This is a genomic window from Ruegeria atlantica, assembly GCF_013032455.1.
GTDB classification, from domain to species: Bacteria; Pseudomonadota; Alphaproteobacteria; order Rhodobacterales; family Rhodobacteraceae; genus Ruegeria; species Ruegeria atlantica_B.
Window position 1 is genome coordinate 259,477 of record NZ_WQCF01000005.1, and the last position, 16,922, is coordinate 276,398.

Sequence of the window (16,922 nt, forward strand, 5' to 3'; positions counted from 1 at the left end):
TAACCGAACGCCTAAAACGCGGTTACCTCTGACTTATTGCACGTACGCGTCTAGGATACATCCATGGGCTCACCTTCAAAGCCAAAGAGCGGCCATGTTCGAGAAAGGGGCAACCGAAATGTTGTTTGCTGATGCGCTAGAGAAAGCTTCTTCGTACGCTGCTGCCTGGAGTTCCAACGATCCGGCGCAGGTGGCAGCACATTTCGCTGAAGATGGGGCGGCACGGCTCAATTCCGGCAAAGCAATTCGAGGTCGGGAAGCGATTGCTTCGGATTACGCAGCACCGTTCTTCCGTGATTTTCCAGGCTCTTCTGTGTTACTGCATGATTTTCGTTTATCAGGGAACCACGCTCTCTTTACCGGTATGCTCGTCGGTCCCGGAAAGCGTGAAAGTTCTCCTGTTCGCCTGTTGGGCTGGGAGGAGTGGACCCTCGACGATAATGGCTTGATACAATTGTCTTTGGTTTGGTTCGACCGCGACGACCATGCTAGACAGGGCGGTGACACTTTCTCATAGTGATATCGCCACGCAAAGCGGGTAATCTTGCATCTGAGAGGCGCGGTAAAGTTGAACCTCAGCAAACGAAAATTCGTGTCCGTATTCGGTCTAACTATGCGGAATGCACTCTCAGTAAATTGTGACAGAGGCAATTCTTCCTGCTCAATGTGAACTGAATTGAGATTTTCGTGCATTTGTTGGTGGGCATCAACGAATTCGTTACGAAGGTGGCCACAAGATTTTTCTCTTCTACTGCGGTAGGCGCAGGTGTTTGGGCATAAATTGCTCCTCGCAAATGACAGGTTTTCCGACTCTTTCAAAGCGATACCCGGTAGCGTGGAAGTATATGCGACCTCCGCAGCGGTCATTCAGTTCGATGGTCCAGACAAATTCGGAATATTCTTTTCCGTGGATTCGAACTGGTTCTCTGGACCTGGTGATCCGGTCAATTGGCAGGGGTGTTATGGTCGTTTTCGGAAACGAAAAGGAGACAGACAGATCGGAAACGCCCTCGAAACACAGATTGACTTGGGAAACGGAAAAACTGAAATGTCCGTAGTCCTGCCTGATCCACTCCTCAATGTGGTCGATATCGAGTTTTAGTTCACTCACCCAGTCATCGGTGTCTGGGTCAGGTGAAATCAAATTTAAGGCATAGATGGAATTGTCGTGGAATTCATGACTGATGTCCTGAAAGAGCCTCTGTCCTGTATCCATCGCAATCACTCGACTTCGAATTGTTGCTGATACACTCGATCTCAGGGTTTCAGCCAAGTTAATATGTCACCATGCCAAAGGTAACGACAACAACGGAAGCTCTTGCAACCCAGATCATTGCTGCATTTGACGGTCTTGATCCACCTGCTGATGATGAACTTCTTCACCCCGAATGTATGGATGACGTGGATATTCTTGAATTCTACGGCGGAGTCAAATGGCATGAGATGACCGATCAAATGATCTTATACAGTTACGCTGCCCCCACGGCTTTTAGCCCCAAAGCATTTCAATATTACTTGCCCGCGTTTCTGATTTGGACACTGCGAAATTCAGACAGTCCGGAATATGCCAGTGAAAGTATCCTTCTGGCACTCGACCCCGGCACATCGAAAGAAATGCTGCACGAGTTCAGGAAGTCCAAATTCAACCATTTGACGCATGCACAGAAGGAGGCTGTGTTGAGTTTTCTGTATTATTTCAGCGACCACCCTGATCTTGGTGAGTTTGCGGAAGCCGCATTGGTAAATTACTGGATTGAACAAGGCGTGCGGTGACCGGGTCTTTGATTTTTAGGTATTTAATGTGGTTCTTCGCTGCGCTTTTTGTCGCAACCGGTTTGCCGCTGTCACTGACTGAGGATGAACAATGGCAGCGATTGTGGGGTGGATCCAGTGCGCTGTCGCTTGGCCTTTTTGCGATATCGATGGCAGCAGATGGTTTGCTTAGAGGCCAGATAAGAATTCATTTTTCGATTATCCGCCGCTCCAGCCAGCCGCGTATGTTCTTCAGCGCAATCGCATTGGTGTTCGCCACTGGCACCGGTGTCATCATTGCCGCTATCTGGGCAATTTTCATTAAGGATCAGTAAAATTTACCCAGCACAGCGAGAGTTCAGAACTAATGCGCCAAATTAGACTGAGCGAATACGACCGTCGTTTAGACTGGTGCCTTCGGTGATGATCAACCCTGTGTTATGATTTTCTGTAGCCTGTGGACGGAGGTACAGTTTTGATGCGATCCGAAACGCGCAGTCGCATTTTGACGCTCGGTATTGCCGTTGTTCTCACTGCTGCGAAACCGAACGCTGCCCTCGCTTCTGATGGAGAGTGTGGCGCGCCAGATGCACCTTGCACACTGGAAGGCGGGGAGTACTACGTGGCCCTGCCAGAGGCTCCGAATGAACCGCCTGCTGTTATTTGGTTGCACGGTTATGGACGGTCTGGGAAGGGGATGATCCAGAACTCCGCCTATGTCGATCCTTTCATCCGGCGCGGCTACGCAGTGATTATGCCGAGCGGGCAACCCAGTATAAATGGCAAGGACCTCGATTGGGGTGTGGCTGACGGGTATGATCTGGCGCGCGATGATGTCGCCTTTATTGGCGCCGTGCGCGCCGACGCAGTGGAGCGCTTCGGTATTGACCCGTCGAGAATACTGATCGCAGGTTTCTCCCGCGGCGGCTCGATGGTTTGGGACCTTGCGTGTCAGGCGCCAGAGCTGGCGAAAAGCTTTGCTGCTGCGGCTGGGGCATTTTGGGAGCCCATGACCACTGAGTGTGATGCGCCAGTTCACCTATTTCACGTACATGGCTTTAAAGATCGAATGGTGCCGTTCGAAGGCCGGCAGCTTACATGGGAGGGTGTTGATTTTCACCAAGGTAACGTCATGAAGGGCGTGGATGTCTGGCGCCGCGAGAACGCCTGCTTGGGTAGTGCGGAAAACAGCTTTGGCGATGACGACTCGATGCAGAAGGACTGGATGGATTGTGAAGCAGGCTCGATCCGGCTGAAAGTCACCAAAGGCGGGCACGGTGTGCCAGAGGGCTGGCGGGATGCGGTGCTCGACTGGTTCGAAGCTCTTCCTTGAGCACTTGAGTGCCCCTCCGATCCTCCGGGTACTTTGATCAAATGTGTACTCGATAGCACTCAATATGCTTGGTGAAAGGGACTTAGAATGAAAGAGCAAGTTTCAGATCACTATGGTCGCAGCCATAAACTGATCGACCAGATCGTTGATAGCCTAAGGGACGCAGGCGTTGAGCCCACGAAACTGCGCGCCGCTGATTTTGAACCAATCGATGAGTTCCATTTTCGAGGCCGGCAAGCGACTTTGCAGCTTCTGGAGAAGCTGGAGTTGGCACCAGATGCGAATGTGCTTGATATTGGTAGTGGACTGGGTGGGGTCACCAGAACAATTGCCGAAGAAGCAAGCGCTAAAGTTACAGGCATAGATCTGACGCAAGAGTTTTGCGACGCAGCCAAAATCATTTCTGATTGGGTCAATCTTAGTGCACAAACCACGTTTATTCAGGGAGATGCGACAAAACTCCCATTTTCGGACAGCAGTTTTGATGGCGCGGTAACTGTCCACGTTGCAATGAACATCCCGGACAAGCTTGCGGTGTACAAAGAGGCCCACCGTGTCCTGAAGCCGGGAGCACGATTTGGAATTTATGACATTCTACAGGGCGAAGGTGGTGACGTCGTTTATCCGACACCATGGGCCATGGACGCCTCGATCAGTTATCTCGCAACCGCGAAAGAAATGGCCAGTTTGTTGCAAGATGCAGGTTTTACGATATTGGACGAAGAAGACTCGACAACTGAAAGCCATGAGTGGCTTAAGACGAGAATTTCGAAGCCCAAGTCTGATCGTACCATGCCGGTTACGACACAGATTCTCTTTGGGAACGTCGCCAGCGACATGGTTCAGAACCAACTTCTGGCTTTGGACGAACGCCGTTTGTTAACGTACCACTTCATTTGCGTGGCCTGACGATGGGGTTGCGCCGACGCTCGACCCGGTTTTTCTGCTGGACCTGTAAGCTCGGGCATGACCGAGGCTAACTTGCCTGAATAGCGTCGGCAGGCATCGGGCCCACGAAACGAAATTGCCGCGTTTCCCTGTTGAATAACCACCTTTGTTCAATTCAGGGCGTTCATTTTCTCCGAGTTCTCAGCCGCCTAGGCAAAACTCTTTTTGACGACGCGGCCAACTCTTCATTCGTTGGCCGGTCGAAGTATATATCGGGTACTTCCGCTACGTTGATGAAAAGGTCTTCACTGCCGTTTTTGTGCAAAAGAGTTTGTCCGCGTGTCATAAAGCAAAGTCTCAGCCTATTTTCACTTGATCACGACTTGTAGATCGCAGCGTAACGAGGTGCGAAGAACTTAACGAAAGCTCTGACTTCCGGCCGACGATAGGCTTCAGGCGAAATGAGCATTATGTGCGGTACCGCAAGTTCGGGGATTTCGTCGAAGCATCGGATAAAGGACACGTCTGTTTCAACCAGCTTGACATTGCTGATCCCAAGGCCTTGCCCTGACCTGATCGCCGCGTGCATTAGCTCCAGTTCGGTAAAAGACATGACGATCTGTTCCGGTGCCACGTGATCGGTAAGCCATTCGTGGAATACATTCGGTACATCGTCCCGCTGAAAGGTAACAAACCGATGCCCGGCCAGATCATTCGTTGACCCCGGTAAGCCAAATTTGTCCGCGTAATTTCTGCTGCCGAACAAAGACCAGCGCGCCGTGCTGATCTTCCTGCAGATAAGGTCAGGATCGGGATCGGTTCTGGCAAGGCGCAACGCAATGTCGGCCTCCCCAGCCATCAGGTCCAGTGCCCGAACGCTGGATAAAAACTCGAATGCGACATCCTGATTGTCGGCGGAAAACTCGTTTACGATTTCAATCATGCGTGCAGAGAAGTTTGCTGAATAAGCGGTGATACGGATGGGTTGTGTCGACGTCAATTCCTTCGCGCAATCGGCAAATTCGAGGACTGAAGCCTCGATTGCTTCGGCGAGTGGAACGAGGCGAAGGGCTTCTGGGGTTGGTTTGAAACCGTGCGTACCGCGCTCAAAAAGCGTCAAGCCTGTTTCTCTTTCGATAACATCAATGCGTCGGGCAACCGTTGGTTGGGAGACCTGCAGCTTTCTGGAGGCCGCAAGCGTCGATCCTTCTCTGAAGACAGAGAGGAACACACGAATATCCGACCAGTTTCGGAACCCGTTCTGCATTTTTGTAGAACAGCACAATTTTGCGCCGGATACCAGACGAACGGGTGAACAGTTACTGTTTTTGCGACAGCGCAAGTAACTCGGAAAGGACCACGAGATGGCTTCTCATACAATGTCACCCAGTATCTGGACCGTATTTGGTGGACTGTTCGGTTGGCCCAAGAGAGGCTTCCCCGAAACCCGGAAACCGCGGCCTACAGCCAACGATCTTCATTCGGAACGCGACTATATTAACGAGGTGATCTGGAGTAATCCGGACGCGTTTTCGAGTGAATTGGACGTGCAGAACATGATGAATCTGTATCCGGGAAGGTTCTGAAGACATTTGGTGACAATCGGCCGGATAAGGCGATTGTTTCACACCAAAGGCAGCTGCGAGCCCAACGCGGACTTACGCGGATTTACAATCCGCAAGATTGGCTTCGACCCAGCGTAAGTCTTCCGGTAAAAGCTTAGAGGCACAGTTTCCGAACGATACGGCAAACATGACTGAGACCATCGCTAAAACGGTTTTGACTGCTCTGGATGATCACAATCAAGTACCCCTCTTTTCAGAGGCACCTGCAGGCCTGAGCGTTTCCGACGCCTATCAGGTAACAGCTCAACTTCGCGCGGCTTTCGAAGCGCGTGGTGAAACGATAACGGGTCGCAAGATCGGGTTCACCAACCGTGGCATGTGGGACGCGCACGGTGTTCGTGCGCCCATTTGGGGGTACTGCACCGACACATCAACTTTCGAACTCGAAGACAACTTGGTGCAGAACGTGTCGAAATTCGTTGAGCCGCGGATCGAACCCGAGATCATCTTCGGCATTAGGGAAACACCGCACCCTTTGATGAATAAGGAGGAACTGCTGGATTGCATCGAATGGGTGTCGCTCGGATACGAAATTGTACAGTCAATCTTCGCCGGTTGGAAATTTTCTGCTTCTGATACAATAGCGGCAAATGCATTGCATGGCGCTCTACTCATAGGCAATCGGCACGAGGTTGTGTCGCGAAAGGCGGCATGGGAGCGAGAGCTTGCTTCGTTTCGTGCAGAACTTTTCTGTGACGGAGTATTGAGTCAAACTGGCGGAGGCGCATTTGTGCTGGGCAGTCCGCTTGTTGCACTTCAGCATCTCGTCAAATTGTTGGACAAGGACCCATATAACCCACCGCTCGGTGCGGGTGAGGTGGTCTCAACTGGGACCCTGACTCTCGCGATGCCGGTGGGCGTGGGGCAAAACTGGTCCACCAAAGTGCGTGGCATTCCTCTCGAAGAGATCAAATTGCGCTTTGAAAACTGAGTTTTCGGACCAAGCAGAGCCCACAAATACGATTGGTTTTTCCATGTTGTTGCGATCTTAGTACCGGGCGCGCCCGCCTGAAATGTCGAAGACAGCTCCGGTGTTAAAATTGCTCACTTCAGAACAAAGCCACGCGACAAGTCCAGCGACCTCTGCAGGATCGCCCAGCCGTCCCAGCGGGTTTGCAGCAATCATGTCATCCACGACTTCGTTGCCCAGGTCTCGGATCATCCGCGTATCGATGGGACCGGGAGCGACACAGTTGACCCGGATATTCGTGTCACTTACTTCGCGGGACAGGGCCTTCGTAAATGCGATGACACCGGCGCTTGCGGCAGAATACGCGGCCAGGTTCGGCAGGCCTTCTTTCCCGGCGAGAGAACCCAGGTTCACAATACGACCATAGGCGGCGCGGCGCATCGGCGGAAGTATTTGTCGGGTTACTTCCATCATGCCGATCAGATTGGTTTGAATAATGTTCTGGCACTCCGACGGGTCCATTGCCTCAAAAGACTGATAGGGGCCGAGATACCCGGCATCGTTGACCAGGATGTCGATCGGCGCATCGGCGATTAGCTCAATGGCGTTGGCTATCGTTTCACCAACAGTGATGTCGACTTGAACGGAGCGTGTGCCGGGTATTTCGACCGGGTCTTTGTCCCAATTCCAGACATCCGCGCCACTTTTTGCCAAAAGCTCCGAAATGGCCCGCCCGATGCCGCGCGATCCTCCAGTTACAACCGCTGTTCGTCCCTGAAACTCAAAAGATACCGGCATGGCACGATTCCCCTCATAGTTCGGCAGGCGGTCTCAATGTATCGACGACACCGATCTCGCGCCAAATGTATTCGATGAAGGAAGAGACAACGCCATTAGGCTACTCGCAGACGCTAAAGTGGTAGGCGGCGCACGGCTGGTGCAGAACGACCTGCCCTTCAAGAGTTTCTTTTACCCGAGAGAAGGTGTCCTCCATTTCGGCAGCGACTGCCTTGTAATCCTGAACCCGCTTGGGATCCGGCAGCACGATCTTCTCTAGGAAAATCTCGAACGTGGGATAATCACGAGTCAAGACGTACTCCCGCTTGTTCTCCAACTTGAACCCTTTTTCACCGTCTATCCGATTCAGTAATTGGTGAGACCTGGTGCGGACAAGCGTTTCATCTTCAACCATTCGAACCACGTCAAACATCGTTCCGTACGGATAGGGTTCCACGATGTGAAGGTGCCCACTGCCCTTAAGAACACGACGGAATTCAGCGAAGGCCGCGTATTGAACATCCTCTGGCACGTGATGAAGCGAGAAAAACAAACACACTAAGTCCTGTGACCCCGTTTCCAGCGGTATATCTTCAGCAGCTCCGAGTCTGACATCGACACTGTTTGGCAGGTTTTCTTGCGCCCTCGCAACTTTTTCGGCATCGATTTCGATTGCCGTGACCTTTGCGCCTGCAGCATCCAATTGGAGGGAATAAACGCCATCACCTGCACCAACATCGGCGACACGCAACCCTTCAAGCGGGCAGAGCGAAATCAGGTGTTCAAGATGAGTCACTCTCCACCTTCAATACATCGTTTGGATAATTCGGACAAAATAGCACATGAGCCGCCGCAAGTCTTTTCCAGGACAGGTATCGTTTGTTCTCCGCATCAAACGTGGTCGACCGTTTGGCGTTCAAAGCAATCGTCCCACAATTGTGAGGTCGACGAAGGCGACCCGTCACCGCCCCTGAGCAAACGGATGATGCCTCGAACCCGGTGGACATTGGTGACGCGTTGGCGCCAAATGAATTGGTGAGCACATCTCGATAGTTAGGATTGTACCATGCAAGATGGTGAACCAATCGTGGGCGGGTGTTTGTGTGAAGCGGTGCGCTTCGAACTTAGCGAGCCACTCTATGACTTGCATTATTGCCACTGCAGGACGTGCCAAAAGGTGAGTGGCGCGCCGGTTATTGCCGGTGGATTTGTTTCAAGGGATGCAATCAGGTTCACACGCGGCGGACCGAAAACCTACCAGTCATCACCTATCGTTGAGCGTGATTTCTGCGGGGACTGCGGAACTTATCTTCTTTATCGCCCGACTATTCCAGAGTAGTTGGATTGGGCTATCGTGACAATTGCCAGCCTGGACAATCCTGAACGGTATGCGCCTCAACACCACTATGGGGTAGAAAGCCGCATTCCCTGGTTCAACACCGACGATGAATTGCCGCGCGAGCCCTACGAAGACAATTTTGTAGACATCCTTGCAAGCGGCAGCCCAGAGGAGCGCATAGCCATTCTGGAGAGGTTTGGTTAAACATCTCTTGTGACAGATGCTCGAGGGAACCCCGCGACAGCATCAATACCGTTTCTGCAATGGTACAAGAGTATCGTCCGACTCAATGGTTCAGCGTAGTGTGATCGACCGATAGCCGCGTTCGGCCATGATTTCTTCAAGGTCTCGGTAGGAAACACCGTAGCGGGCATAACAGAAGACTGCGAAAAGGATCTCATCCTTCGGATACTGCGCACCCTAGAAAGAAATCATAACCCAACCTTTATCTGGATAACGCCGTTTGCCACTCAGGTACTAACGCGATGAAGGGAAAGGGTAAAAAATTTGCGACAGATCTTATTCGCCGTAGTATTGTGGCAGTGTCATCTGGCTTCAGTCACTTATTAGCTATGTGCTTCCTCCATTTTCTTAACGTAGCTGAATACCACCTCATTGGGGTGGGCGGACAATCAGTAGTTTCTGTGCCGGGGCGTACCTTCACGTTTTGTTGTTCTGAAGGCTGAGAATTTTTTCTGATGTGCCGGTGTTTAGGTCGTAATGACCCGCTCACTCAGACACCGGACAACTGATGACAATGCTCACTACAAACAAACTTTCGATGTCTTCGATCGTGCCGAAAGTAACTGACAGAGGCACTAATCTGATGACTAACAAGGATCGAAAAATCGAACAAACCTATTCTACATCGAGCGGTCTTGTTCGCCGACTGGCCAGCCTAAACGTCTCGTTTGCGTTCAGTTCATATCAGTCGAACACCTTGTATCTTGTGGGTCGCAACAAGAACAACGGGATCAACGTGCATCAGGCGATGGTGCAGCGTCCCATGGGTCTGCACGTCCAGAAATCTGGTGACCGAGTAGACATGGCGGGCGGCCTCACGGTGACGGCAGGCCATCAAGTCATCCGATTTGAAAATACCCTGCAACCCGGCCAGGAAATCAATCACACATTCGATGCCTGTCTTACCCCGCGCATGGTCCACTTCACCGGCAGCTTGGATGCCCATGATGTAGGCGTTGACGATCTGGATCGGCCGATATTCGTGAATACCCGGTTCAATTGTCTTGCCGAACCAGGGCATAAATATTCGTTTGAAAAAGTCTGGATGCCATCTTTCGTAAGTGCTCTGATCGATGAGGACAGGTGTCATCTGAATGGCCTGGCAATGCAGGATGGTAAGCCGAAATATGTGACTGCCGTCTCGCGATCGAACACGATTGACGGCTGGCGCGACCGCCGGAATGGCGGGGGTGTGATCATTGATGTCGACAGTGATCAGATTGTTTGCGATGGGTTGTCGATGCCTCATTCTCCGCGCGTTCACAATGGGCAGCTGTGGGTGTTGAATTCCGGCACGGGCGAGTTGGGGCGGGTGCCTCTTAAGGGCTCCGACAAAGGAAGGTTTATTCCTTTGGCTTTTTGCCCAGGTTTTCTGCGCGGTCTCAGTTTTCAGGGCGATCTGGCGTTCGTGGGCCTGTCCAAACCGCGATACAAACGGTTTGAGGGTCTGCCGCTGGATCAACGGCTGAAAGATGCGGATTCCGAACCATGGTGTGGCGTTCAGATAATCGATTTGAACACTGGGTCATGCGTGGATTGGTTCCGCATCGATGGTGATGTCGCCGAACTTTACGATGTCGAAGTTCTGCCGGGCACTGTTTGTCCTATGGCAATTTCACCAAGCTCGAATGAGTTGGAGACCCTCGTAACCTACGACGGAATGATGGCCGGTACCTGCGAAAGCTGACGGCCTCTTTCAGACATCCCCCTCAACAAAGCTGAAAAGAATAATCCTGACGGAAAGGATCCAGGTACTATGCGTGCGATAAACGGTAAGCTGGCAGGTCATAACCCCCAAAAAAGTAATCACTTTATCATGGCTGTCCGAGATAAGCTGTTGCGCGGAGGACGTATTGCAAAAGCCGCCGGCCAGGTGGTCAGCTATGCTCCATCGTTTTCAGGCACCTTGGTTTCTGTTTCGGTTTCGGCATCCGGCCGCATTACCGGCCTGGCGCTCGCCACGTCTTCGTTTGTGGCCCTTGGGTCTGCCGCGTTTGGGCAGTCATTGCCTGCGCAATGTACGGCGACCCCGGAACCGCTGGCCGCGGGTAGCACGGTCAATTGCGTTGCCGAAGCACCCGAGGTGATCGATGGCATCCGCATTGAGGAAGACGACATCACCCTGAACGTCGGGGATGCAGAAACCCCGACAGCTGTGAACAACATGTCGAGTGCAGGTGTTCTTCTGAGTGGCGCAGGCTCGCAGACAGTCAATATCGTCAATGCAGGATCATCCGTGACAGGATCATCCGTTACTGGATCAGGTGCAGGTGTTGATGTCACAGTTTCTTCTGGAGAAGGCGATCTGACCATCACAAGTGAGGGAGATATCACCGGTGAAACGGACGGAATTGACGCTGTAAATCGTGGTTCTGGCGCCTTGCGAATTACGGTTGGAGGCGACGTAACTGGGATCACTAACGAAGGGTTGGTGGCACTCAATGACTCTTCGAGCAGTACAGATTTGTCCGTTACTTCCAGCGGCGTCATATCCGGCGAGGATTTCGGCCTCTTCGCCACCAATTATGGTACCGGTGCACTTAGCATCGAAGTCCATGATGTGGTTGCTTTTACTCGGGACGCAATTAATACCTATAACACCACCAATTCTACCGATTTATCCATTACGACCACGGGTTCCCTTTACGGGGGTGAAGATGGTATTGACGCTCTAAACTACGGTAGTGGACAGTTGACGATTTCGGTAACGGGCGATGTTGTCGGGATCAACGGAGCTGGGATAATAGCAGACGGAGGTCTGGATGGCTCAGGTGTTTCCGTTTCCACCCTTGGTTTGGTGCAAGGTGGAGGTTCAGGAGTGAACGATCGAGATGGTATTCTAGCAATCCACGGAAGCAATGGATCCATAAGTATCTCGGCAACGGGCTCAGTCACTTCGACTAACGGAACGGGTATCAGTGCAGACAATGCCATGTTCGGCGATGGTATCGAAATCACCACCCAAGGCACGGTTTTAGGCCAGCTTGATGGCATCAGCGCAACGAATGAAGGTTCGGGCGCGATCAATATCAATATGCAAGGCATGGTCACCGGATCGACCGGTGCTGGGATCAGTGCACGAAACAGTTCAAACGGTATCGGCCTCGCGATTACGACGGATGGTAGCGTGTTCGGAGGCACATCCGGCATCGACGCGATCAATAACGGTTCCGGTGACCTTAACGTGAACTCAAGCGGCCTCGTAGAAGGTTTGGATTTTGGCATCTCAGCCGTTCAAAATGGCGAAGGAGCGCTGAACATCAACGCGAGCACGAGCAATGTCGTTGCTTTTGCCGGGGACGGTATTGCCATCAATGCCGAAAACACTTCGGCAAGCAGAGGTGACATCACCATTTCAGCAGGCGGGGCATACGGCGATACCGGGATCAGGGCTCGTCAACAGGGAACCGGTGCATTGAGCATCAACGTTGAGGATGCCCGTTCGCTGTACGGAAATGGCATTGATGCTGAAAACAGCGAGATAAGCACCGGAGATCTGACCATTACCAGCACGAGCAATGTTCAGGGCGGTCTAAATGATGATGGTATTGCTGCAATTCAGCGGGGCAGTGGCGACCTGATAATTAACACAGTGGATGTGTCAGGCGGTGATGGGATTGAGGCTGGTGCGTTCAGCACCAGTACAGGGAATGTAAGTATCACCAGTACAGGTATAGTGAGAGGTGAGGCGGTCGGCATTCGATCGTTCAATAATGGCTCTGGTGGTGTGTTTGTTGATGTTGTTGATGTCGTTGGCACCAATCAAGAGGGCATCCAGGCGGAAACCTCATCCACCAGCATTGGTGATATCACCGTTACAAGTACCGGAACGGTGTCTGGCAGAGATCAAGGGATCAGAGCCCGCCAATTGGGAACTGGCGCGCTGAGCTTGACCGTACGAGATGTTGTTGCTCAGGACGACGAAGGTATTGACGCCGAAAGCAGCGCGATCAGCGCCGGTGATTTGACCATTACCAGTACCGGTATGGTTCGCGGTGGCGATGAGGCAGGCATTCGTGCACGCCAGGCAGGGACGGGCGATCTAAATGTCGACGCGGTGGACGTGTTCGGTCGGAATGCGATTGATGTGGAGACCGACACCACCGCTACAGGGGACGTAAGCATAAGCAGCAGTGGAGTTGTCGAAGGTGCCAACATCGGTATCTGGGCGCTTAACGAAGGTACAGGTGCATTGTCGGTTGACGTCCAGGATGTCACCGGAACCAGTTATTCTGGCATTGTGGCGGCAAATCTTTCAGGGGCATCGGGTGACCTTACCGTTACGGGTCGAGGCACAATCACGGGCCGTGAAACTGGCGTTGTGGCAGCTAGTTATAGCGCAAACGCGGCTACAACCGTATCGCTGCATGACGTAACGAGCGAAACAGGCACTGCAATCGTTGCAGGTAGTTTCAGTGAAGGCGATCTCACCGTTACGACGACTGGCCGGATAGAAGGTCAGACCACAGGAATCTATGCTCGGCACCTTGGATCAGGTGCGCTGCGGATTACGGTTAGTGATGAGGTTTCCGGTGCAACAATCGCCGGGATCAACACCATTACCTTAGAAGATCAGTTGTCTGAGATTACACTGGAGTCTGGTGCCCGCGTAAGCTCGGAGACTGGGGATGCGATCGTTAATAACGAGGGGAATTCCAGAACAGAAGTGTTGGCCGGAGCATCTGTGGTCGGGTCGGTGAGCCTGGGCGCTGGAGCCGATGCATTTATCTTCGACGGTGCCGATTTCAGCGATCTGACCATTTTTGATGCCGGAGATGATGTCGACACGCTGACCTTTGTAAATACCAGCGGCGGGCTGGACGGATCCGACATCCTAAATGTCGAGAATTTCGTCATCGGCAATGGCGCGCAACTGTTTATTGATGACCAAAACCTGACCGCTGACAATGTCATTGTCGAAAGCGGCGGCATTCTGGACGCGATTGGCGGTCTGACTGTAAACGGGTCGTTGTTGGCCAGCAGCGGTCTGGTCCGGGCGCAAAATGACTCGGTCGGGGACATCGTCAGAGTGACCGAGGATTTTGTCGGCGGTGGCACCTTCTCCATTGATACCGATTTCGCGGCTGGAACCGGTGATACACTGATAGTCGAAGGTGACGTGCGCGGCGGTACAACCCGCCTGGACATTATCGATATTTCGGCCAGCGAAACGCTTACAAGCGATATTCTGGTTGTCGATGTCGCTGGTGCTGTGTCTGAGGGGGATTTCGTTCTTGCCGATGCTCCAGGATTGTTGGGCCTCTTCACATTGGGGCTGGATCAGCGGGACGGCCAGTTCTTCCTCAGCAATCTTGGCGTCAATTCAACTGGTGCCGTGTATGAGGCGACGCCCTCAGTTCTACTGGACGCGTTCTCGAACACCGGGACGCTGCGTCAAAGACAGCTTGGCCGGCAATGGCTGGGCGGGGACGCCAGTGCTCAGGGCGCAGAAGTCGGACGGTTGCGGACGTTCTTGCCGGGCGGTGTGCAGGGCGAACGGGAACCCCGCCAGGGTGCCTGGGTCCAGTTCCGCGGCGGTTTCCAGGAGGCGCAGCCTGAATCCAGCACCAGCGGTCTTGATTATGACAGCACCACGTTCGGGGCGCGGGCTGGTCTTGACTTTTTGGCACCGACTGGCGCGCGGGGACAGTGGGTTTTAGGTGCAACTGCCCAGTTTGGCACGTTGAACGCTGATGTGTCGAACGCCAATGGTTCTGGCGAGGTTGACGCAACAGGTTACGGGATTGGCGCAACGGCGACGTGGTATGGCAACAGTGGAACCTATTTCGACATTCAGGGCCAGATTAACCGGGTCGAGGCTGACATCCGTTCATCTTTGGCCGGTTCACTGATTTCGAATGAAACATTTACGGCCTACGCTCTGAGTGGTGAAGTTGGACATCGCATTCAGGTCAGCGACCGTGGGTCCTTGATCCCACAGGCGCAATTGACAGTAGCACGCCTGGCTGGGGATTCATTTACCGACGATGCAGGCAATCTTGTGGACCCTGGAACCAATACTGCAACATTTGGGCGGCTTGGTCTTGCATATGAATACGCATCCGCCAATACGACGGCCTATACGCTTTTTAACCTGCTTCACGATTTCTCGGGGACACGGAGCATACAGGTCGCAGACACAACCCTCAGTTCAAGAAATGACAGGACCTTCGCGGAAATTGGATTCGGCGGAACCGTCACGGTGGGGGACAATCTTTCGCTGTTCGCGGAAGGAACCTATGCGTCGTCGCTCAGCGGGGATGCCAGCAACAATCGGGGAGCATCTCTGACAGCGGGCGCAACACTTACGTGGTAGCGACCTTGGGCCTACCAGCCATTGAACTTGGCGGCGCACGTACCTTACAGTAAGGCGCCGTTTTGCGACTTGAGGTAAACAAGTTTCCAACGAAGCCAAGAAGTTTCAGGTTGCTAAAATGGTGATTGGCCGAAACGCACTGGCTTCGCCTTTGAATCGGCGCTCTGCATTTTTAATTCCATTCCGCTCTGCATGTGTCGATGCAACCGGCAAAGTGCCCAATTTCAGGCAGGTCTTACGTTTGATCAACCGGTGGGAGGAAACCCCGCCTGACCATCACGGGTCATCAAAAGCCGATAGGCGTCTTTTCGTTCTCATTATAATGACGGGAACGTTATCTTTATGCTTTTAAGCTTTCGATACAAAGCGCTCAGGTAGCAAAATTTCATTTTTCAATGACTTATATATTTCAATAAAGCTGTCTGTGCACAGGCTGACAATTTTGCAAGGCTTCTCTCCAAATATGAATGTGCCTTGTGAGGAGGGGTGGTGTTCGATCATCACAATGCAATTCCATCAGGCCGGATAAACTGTTCGCCAGTCGTTATTTCCTTCGCGAGTCTTACATGAGCGTGACTCAGCCGCTTGGAATGACGTCCTGCACCCAATCAATTGATCGCGAGATCAATCTTGATTGGCCCAGGAAAGCAGTTGGCAAAGGCGGGCGTTCAAATCAAACCAAGGAGAAAGATCATGAGCAAAAACAGCCACGTTGATGGGGTCGAGAACATCGCTTTCGCAGGGAACGCTGTTCGACTGTCGCTATTCGCATTTAAAGCGACGGCCAGTAAAGAAGGAAACGCACCCGCGCGTGAAGAATCGGCAAGTCTTGTTCTGTCGCCCGAGGCGTTCCTGAGAACACGTGCTGCATTCAACCAGCTGTTCGATGATTTGCTGAAGAAAGGCGTGTTTAAAGAGCGCCCCAACGGTGAGGCAGAAGAAGATAAGGCAGTTGAGACAGCCGCTGAAGACACAGTTGAAAGTGACGGCAAAAACGCCACGATTAACTGAGCGGCGCATTGTCTTCTAAGCATATGCGCTATCTGAGATTGCTGCTACATCCATTTACTCCAATGTTGGTTCGCCCGGCGAGTTGAGTGTACCTGACACAGTGGACGCGCGATTGGCATCTTTCAGGGTGTGGTTGAAAATTTGCGGATCAATCATGCATGCGTTGGAAGACGTTGTGTTGTTCTTTCTGGATGTACTGGCGCAGATCGATAAATTCGATCTGCGCCGCCTTTAACGCAGGTGCAGCAAATCCGACATCAATTTTAAGAAAAAGCATAGATCAGTAGCTACAGAAGCTTAGCGCCTCGGGCTGACTCTTTTGAAAGAAGGATACTATTGCATTCTAGCTAAGATCGATAAAGAAGCCGGAGAAGTTCTTTTGTTCGAACCAAAGTCTGGCAGGCCAAGAAAAGAAATTATCTAATTATTGTCGGAAAACACGATGGGCGAGTTGCTGTCGATCAAGTTTTCCGGAAGCAACAACAGCCTAAACCAGTTTACGATCAATTGGTTGGTCGATGCGTTTTGTAACTATAAACCGCTCTTGGCCGAAATTCTGTTGTCATCAGTATTTGTCAACCTCTTGGCCTTGATGATCCCGCTGTTTTTTTGGGTTAAAATCGACAAACTCATCTTACACCAAGCTACGATCACCCTAGGGTTAGGATTCATTACCAATAGATGACTGTAGCTGCGAGTGCGATTGCGGAGAGGAAGACTTTGGGACA

At 52.3% G+C, this 16,922-nt stretch carries 18 protein-coding genes and 1 pseudogene; 14 read left to right on the forward strand and 5 right to left on the reverse strand.

From position 1 onward, the window contains the following. The first annotated feature begins 94 nt into the window (after nucleotides 1–94). Nucleotides 95–517: a nuclear transport factor 2 family protein gene (locus GOW93_RS11635; protein ID WP_170384244.1), complete on the forward strand. Its 423-nt coding sequence runs from the start codon at nucleotides 95–97 to the stop codon at nucleotides 515–517. A 231-nt stretch (nucleotides 518–748) separates the two neighbouring features. Here GOW93_RS11635 and GOW93_RS11640 read toward each other — a convergent pair whose 3' ends face one another. After that, nucleotides 749–1,273, reverse strand: a complete 525-nt coding sequence (locus GOW93_RS11640; protein WP_170384246.1) for a hypothetical protein — start codon at nucleotides 1,271–1,273, stop codon at nucleotides 749–751. A gap of 14 nt (nucleotides 1,274–1,287) precedes the next feature. On the opposite strand from GOW93_RS11640, the gene GOW93_RS11645 reads away from it, so the two are divergent. The 4 genes from GOW93_RS11645 to GOW93_RS11660 all read left to right on the forward strand — a co-directional run bounded on the left by GOW93_RS11645 (nucleotide 1,288) and on the right by GOW93_RS11660 (nucleotide 3,994). Beyond that, nucleotides 1,288–1,773, forward strand: a complete 486-nt coding sequence (locus tag GOW93_RS11645; protein WP_170384248.1) for a DUF6714 family protein — start codon at nucleotides 1,288–1,290, stop codon at nucleotides 1,771–1,773. Between the two features lie 26 nt (nucleotides 1,774–1,799). Next, nucleotides 1,800–2,087, forward strand: coding sequence for a hypothetical protein (locus GOW93_RS11650; RefSeq protein ID WP_170384250.1), 288 nt, complete (start codon nucleotides 1,800–1,802; stop codon nucleotides 2,085–2,087). A 143-nt stretch (nucleotides 2,088–2,230) separates the two neighbouring features. Continuing rightward, complete coding sequence (locus tag GOW93_RS11655) at nucleotides 2,231–3,085, forward strand: alpha/beta hydrolase family esterase (protein ID WP_170384252.1); 855 nt, start codon at nucleotides 2,231–2,233, stop codon at nucleotides 3,083–3,085. An 87-nt stretch (nucleotides 3,086–3,172) separates the two neighbouring features. Then, nucleotides 3,173–3,994: a class I SAM-dependent methyltransferase gene (locus tag GOW93_RS11660; protein ID WP_170384254.1), complete on the forward strand. Its 822-nt coding sequence runs from the start codon at nucleotides 3,173–3,175 to the stop codon at nucleotides 3,992–3,994. A 355-nt stretch (nucleotides 3,995–4,349) separates the two neighbouring features. Here GOW93_RS11660 and GOW93_RS11665 read toward each other — a convergent pair whose 3' ends face one another. After that, nucleotides 4,350–5,204, reverse strand: coding sequence for a LysR family transcriptional regulator (locus tag GOW93_RS11665; RefSeq protein WP_170384256.1), 855 nt, complete (start codon nucleotides 5,202–5,204; stop codon nucleotides 4,350–4,352). 133 nt (nucleotides 5,205–5,337) lie between these two features. Here GOW93_RS11665 and GOW93_RS11670 point away from each other — a divergent pair, with 133 nt between their 5' ends. Both GOW93_RS11670 and GOW93_RS11675 read left to right on the forward strand, forming a co-directional pair. Continuing rightward, nucleotides 5,338–5,559: a hypothetical protein gene (locus GOW93_RS11670; RefSeq protein WP_170384259.1), complete on the forward strand. Its 222-nt coding sequence runs from the start codon at nucleotides 5,338–5,340 to the stop codon at nucleotides 5,557–5,559. Between the two features lie 166 nt (nucleotides 5,560–5,725). After that, nucleotides 5,726–6,529: a 2-keto-4-pentenoate hydratase gene (locus GOW93_RS11675; RefSeq protein WP_217354790.1), complete on the forward strand. Its 804-nt coding sequence runs from the start codon at nucleotides 5,726–5,728 to the stop codon at nucleotides 6,527–6,529. A gap of 57 nt (nucleotides 6,530–6,586) precedes the next feature. On the opposite strand, the gene GOW93_RS11680 is transcribed toward GOW93_RS11675, so the two are convergent. Both GOW93_RS11680 and GOW93_RS11685 read right to left on the reverse strand, forming a co-directional pair. After that, a complete protein-coding gene (locus GOW93_RS11680) occupies nucleotides 6,587–7,306 on the reverse strand; it encodes an SDR family oxidoreductase (protein WP_170384262.1) in 720 nt (239 codons plus the stop codon). Nucleotides 7,307–7,406: 100 nt separating this feature from the next. After that, nucleotides 7,407–8,081 (reverse strand): class I SAM-dependent methyltransferase, encoded by a 675-nt coding sequence (locus GOW93_RS11685; protein ID WP_170384264.1) that lies wholly within the window; start codon nucleotides 8,079–8,081, stop codon nucleotides 7,407–7,409. Nucleotides 8,082–8,351: 270 nt separating this feature from the next. On the opposite strand from GOW93_RS11685, the gene GOW93_RS20925 reads away from it, so the two are divergent. After that, nucleotides 8,352–8,624, forward strand: coding sequence for a GFA family protein (locus tag GOW93_RS20925; protein ID WP_170384266.1), 273 nt, complete (start codon nucleotides 8,352–8,354; stop codon nucleotides 8,622–8,624). A gap of 15 nt (nucleotides 8,625–8,639) precedes the next feature. After that, the gene (locus GOW93_RS11695) at nucleotides 8,640–8,828 is read left to right on the forward strand and encodes a hypothetical protein (RefSeq protein WP_170384268.1); all 189 of its coding nucleotides are present in this window, start codon (nucleotides 8,640–8,642) and stop codon (nucleotides 8,826–8,828) included. Between the two features lie 88 nt (nucleotides 8,829–8,916). Here the strand turns inward: GOW93_RS11695 and GOW93_RS11700 are convergent. Next, nucleotides 8,917–9,020: pseudogene (locus tag GOW93_RS11700) on the reverse strand (IS6 family transposase); the annotation flags it as partial. Between the two features lie 430 nt (nucleotides 9,021–9,450). On the opposite strand from GOW93_RS11700, the gene GOW93_RS11705 reads away from it, so the two are divergent. The 5 genes from GOW93_RS11705 to GOW93_RS11720 all read left to right on the forward strand — a co-directional run bounded on the left by GOW93_RS11705 (nucleotide 9,451) and on the right by GOW93_RS11720 (nucleotide 16,879). Next, nucleotides 9,451–10,554: a TIGR03032 family protein gene (locus GOW93_RS11705; RefSeq protein ID WP_170384270.1), complete on the forward strand. Its 1,104-nt coding sequence runs from the start codon at nucleotides 9,451–9,453 to the stop codon at nucleotides 10,552–10,554. A gap of 69 nt (nucleotides 10,555–10,623) precedes the next feature. Beyond that, entirely contained in the window at nucleotides 10,624–15,183 is a 4,560-nt protein-coding gene (locus GOW93_RS11710) for an autotransporter outer membrane beta-barrel domain-containing protein (protein ID WP_170384272.1), read from the forward strand. A 693-nt stretch (nucleotides 15,184–15,876) separates the two neighbouring features. Then, nucleotides 15,877–16,194: a hypothetical protein gene (locus GOW93_RS11715; protein WP_170384273.1), complete on the forward strand. Its 318-nt coding sequence runs from the start codon at nucleotides 15,877–15,879 to the stop codon at nucleotides 16,192–16,194. Nucleotides 16,195–16,306: 112 nt separating this feature from the next. Further along, nucleotides 16,307–16,429 carry a hypothetical protein gene (locus GOW93_RS20845; RefSeq protein ID WP_302477015.1) on the forward strand — a complete coding sequence of 41 codons (123 nt, stop codon included), beginning with the start codon at nucleotides 16,307–16,309 and terminating at the stop codon, nucleotides 16,427–16,429. Nucleotides 16,430–16,636: 207 nt separating this feature from the next. Next, a complete protein-coding gene (locus tag GOW93_RS11720) occupies nucleotides 16,637–16,879 on the forward strand; it encodes a hypothetical protein (RefSeq protein ID WP_170384275.1) in 243 nt (80 codons plus the stop codon). Nucleotides 16,880–16,922: the final 43 nt, after the last annotated feature.